Consider the following 2,956-nt stretch of genomic DNA (forward strand, 5'->3'; position numbering starts at 1 on the left):
TTCTCGGCGAAGGCCCGCGCTCCCTCCTGCGCGTCCTGGGACGCCAGGACCGGGGCGACGATCCGGTCCTGCTGCGCAAAGGCGTCCTGGTCGTCGAACGCGGTGCGTTCGTTCACCGCGCGTTTAATGCCCGCCACGGCCAGCGGGGCGTTGCGCGCGATCCGGCTGGCCAGCTCCACAGCGCGGTCGAGGGCCCCGCCGGGTGCGGTGAGGTGGTTGACCAGGCCCAGCTGCTCGGCTCGGACCGCGGGCAGTGGGTCCCCGGTGAGCAGCAGTTCCAGGGCGATGTTGCGCGGGATGCGCTCGGGCAGGCGCACGATGCCCCCCTCGGGGGGGACCAGCCCGTGGGTGACCTCGAACAGACCGAAGGTGGCGTCCTGCGCGGCCACGATCAGGTCGCAGGCCAGTGCCATCTCGGTGCCGCCCCCCACCGCCCAGCCCTCGACGGCGGCGATGAGCGGGGTCCGCGGCCGGGCGCGGGTGAGGCCGGCGAAGCCCCGACCCGGGATGACCGGGGAGTCCCCGGCCGCGTAGGCCTTGAGGTCCATCCCGGCGCTGAAAGCGCCGCCGGCGCCGGTCAGCACACCGACCGCGAGGTCGGCGCGGGCGTCGAGCTGGTCGAAGGCCTCGGCCAGCGCCCGGGCGGTGGCGCCGTCGACGGCGTTGCGCACCTTCGGCCGGTTGATCGTGATCACGAGGACGCCATCGTGTTCCTGGGTCTGCACCGTGGGGGCGTCGGAGGTCGGCACCGCGCTGGTGGTCGGTGTGTTGGTCATGGTGTGTCCTGAGGTCGTCGTTGTCCGGGCTCGGCTCGGTCCGTCAGCTGTGCGGGATCGTCCCTGCGGTGCGCAGCTCGTCGATGTCAGCGGCGGCGAACCCGAGCTCGCTCAGCACGGCCTGGGTGTGTTCGCCGAGGGCGGGGGCCGGGCGCGGGCGCACCTTCTGCTCCTGGTCCAGCCGCACGGGGCTGTCGATGGTGAGGAGGGGCTCGGTGCTGCCGTCGTCGACGGGTACGAACACCCCGGCGGCGGTGAACTGGGGGTCGTGGGCGGTCTCCTCGAGGGTCTGGACGACCCCGTAGGTGAGGCCGGCGGCGTCGAACACCTTCCGCCAGTCGGCCAGCGGTCGAGTGGCGAACTCCTTGTCCAGCAGGTCAGCGAGCACATTGGCGTGGGCGTGGCGGCTGTGAGAGTCCTTGAAGCGCGGGTCCTCGGCCGCCTCGGGGTGACCGATGGCCCTGAGGAACAGGGGGACCTCCTTGTCCTCGTTGGCGAAGACCAGCAGCAGCCAGCGGTCGTCCGCGGTGCGGTAGAGATTGCCCAGGGCGTTGGGCGGATGGCGCCGATCGACCGGTTGCGGATCACTCGCCCCGGCCAGCACGGCCTGCAGCCAGCAGCCCGCTGCCCAGGCCCCTTCACCGATCAGCGAGGCGGTGACGCGGGCCCCCTGGCCGGTCTTCTCGCGGCGGTAGAGCGCGGTCATGATTCCCGCGAAGAGGCTGATGGCCGTGGAATGGTCGCCCGCGCCGAAGACGTTGAGCGCCGGGGGTGCGGTGGGCTGGCGCGTCAGGTTCATCAGCCCGCTGCGTGCCCAGTAGGCCGTGACGTCGAAGCCGGGCTTGTCCGCGTCCGGTCCCGTCTCGCCGAAGCCGGTGACGTCGGCGTAGATCAGACGCGGGTTGAGCTGTGCCAGGCTCTCGTAGTCCAGGCCGAGCCTGGCCCGGGTCGGCGGCGGGAAGTTGGTCACCAGCACGTCGGCCCACCGCACCAGCCGCTCGAGCACCGCCCGGGCGTCGGGGGACTTCAGGTTCAGCTCGATGCTGCGCTTGTTGCGGTTGTCGAGCTGCCAGGTGTAGTCGATGCCTTCGACCTGTGGGTTGGGGGGAACATGGCTGAAGGCGCGGTAGCTGTCACCGACGCCTGGCGGTTCCACCTTGACCACGTCGGCGCCGAAGTCACCGAGCACGGTGGTTGCGGCGGGTCCGGCGATGAAGCTTGCGAGATCGACGACGTGTAGTCCGTCCAGCAGGGGCGTGTTCTCCATGACGGGTTCCTTCTCAGCTGGGTGTTCGAGGTCCTCGCTCGGGGCGCGGCGGCCGGGGCCCTGCCGGGAGCAAGCACCGCCGACATGGCGGTGTGGTCCTTGTCCCGCCGCCCGGGTCGCCCGGTGGGCCGCCACGCAGCGGGAGATGCGGTGCCCGGCCGGCCCTAGGGACGAGGCACAGCGGGGGGCATGAAGGCGTTGTGACCGGTGATGTCACGGCCGACGATCAGCGCCTGCACCACGTCGGTGCCCTCGTAGGTGTCGATGGCCTCCATGTCGGCCAGGTGCCTGGCGACGTGGTAGTCGAGCACGATGCCGTTGCCGCCGAGCAGGTCGCGGGCGTCGGCGAGGATGGCACGTGCGCGCTCGCAGTTGTGCATCTTGGCCAGTGCCACCTCGGGCATCGTCACCTTGTGCTCGTCCATGAGCTGGCTCAGCCGCAGCTGCATGCACAGCATGTTGGTGACATCTGCCAACATCCGCGCCAACCGATACTGGACGAGCTGGAAACTCGCCAGCGGGACACCGAACTGGTGGCGCTGCTGGGAGTAGGCCAACGCCGTCTCATAGCCGGCGACAGCGGCACCGACCGCCTCCCAGGCCACGCAGAACCGCGAGGCCAGCAGCACCTCCTCGGTGTCGCGGAAGGTGTGGGAGTTCTCCAGTCTGTTCTCCGCCGGCACCCGGACATCGGTGAGGGAGATCTGCGCGTTCTGCACGCAGCGCAGCGCCGTCTTGCCCGCGATGAACCGGGGATCGAACCCCGGCGTGCCCTTCTCCACCACGTACCCGCCGACGTGCCCGTCCTCGCCCCGCGCCCAGATGATCGTGTAGTCGGCGAAGGTCGCGTTGCCGATCCAGCGCTTGTGGCCGTTGAGCACGTAGGACCCGCCGTCCTGGCGCGCGGTCGTCT

3 protein-coding genes are annotated in these 2,956 nt (G+C 70.7%); all 3 read right to left on the reverse strand.

Features of this window, described 5'->3' with window-relative positions; translation table 11 throughout:
- Nucleotides 1-776, reverse strand: a 776-nt coding sequence (locus tag JWR81_RS10125) for a crotonase/enoyl-CoA hydratase family protein (protein ID WP_297649797.1), incomplete at its 3' end; no start/stop codon positions are given.
- A gap of 43 nt (nt 777-819) precedes the next feature.
- Nucleotides 820-2,043: a CaiB/BaiF CoA-transferase family protein gene (locus JWR81_RS10130; protein WP_297649799.1), complete on the reverse strand. Its 1,224-nt coding sequence runs from the start codon at nt 2,041-2,043 to the stop codon at nt 820-822.
- Nucleotides 2,044-2,207: 164 nt separating this feature from the next.
- Nucleotides 2,208-2,956: acyl-CoA dehydrogenase family protein (locus tag JWR81_RS10135; protein WP_297649801.1), on the reverse strand; the 749-nt coding region annotated here is incomplete at its 5' end.

It is taken from the genome of Pseudonocardia sp. (genome assembly GCF_025965585.1).
Classification (GTDB): domain Bacteria; phylum Actinomycetota; class Actinomycetes; order Mycobacteriales; family Pseudonocardiaceae; genus Pseudonocardia.

Bases quoted from the DNA above. Each gene is read 5' to 3' on its own strand.
- JWR81_RS10130 (WP_297649799.1), bottom strand. From the start codon at position 2,043: ATGGAGAACACGCCCCTGCTGGACGGACTACACGTCGTCGATCTCGCA.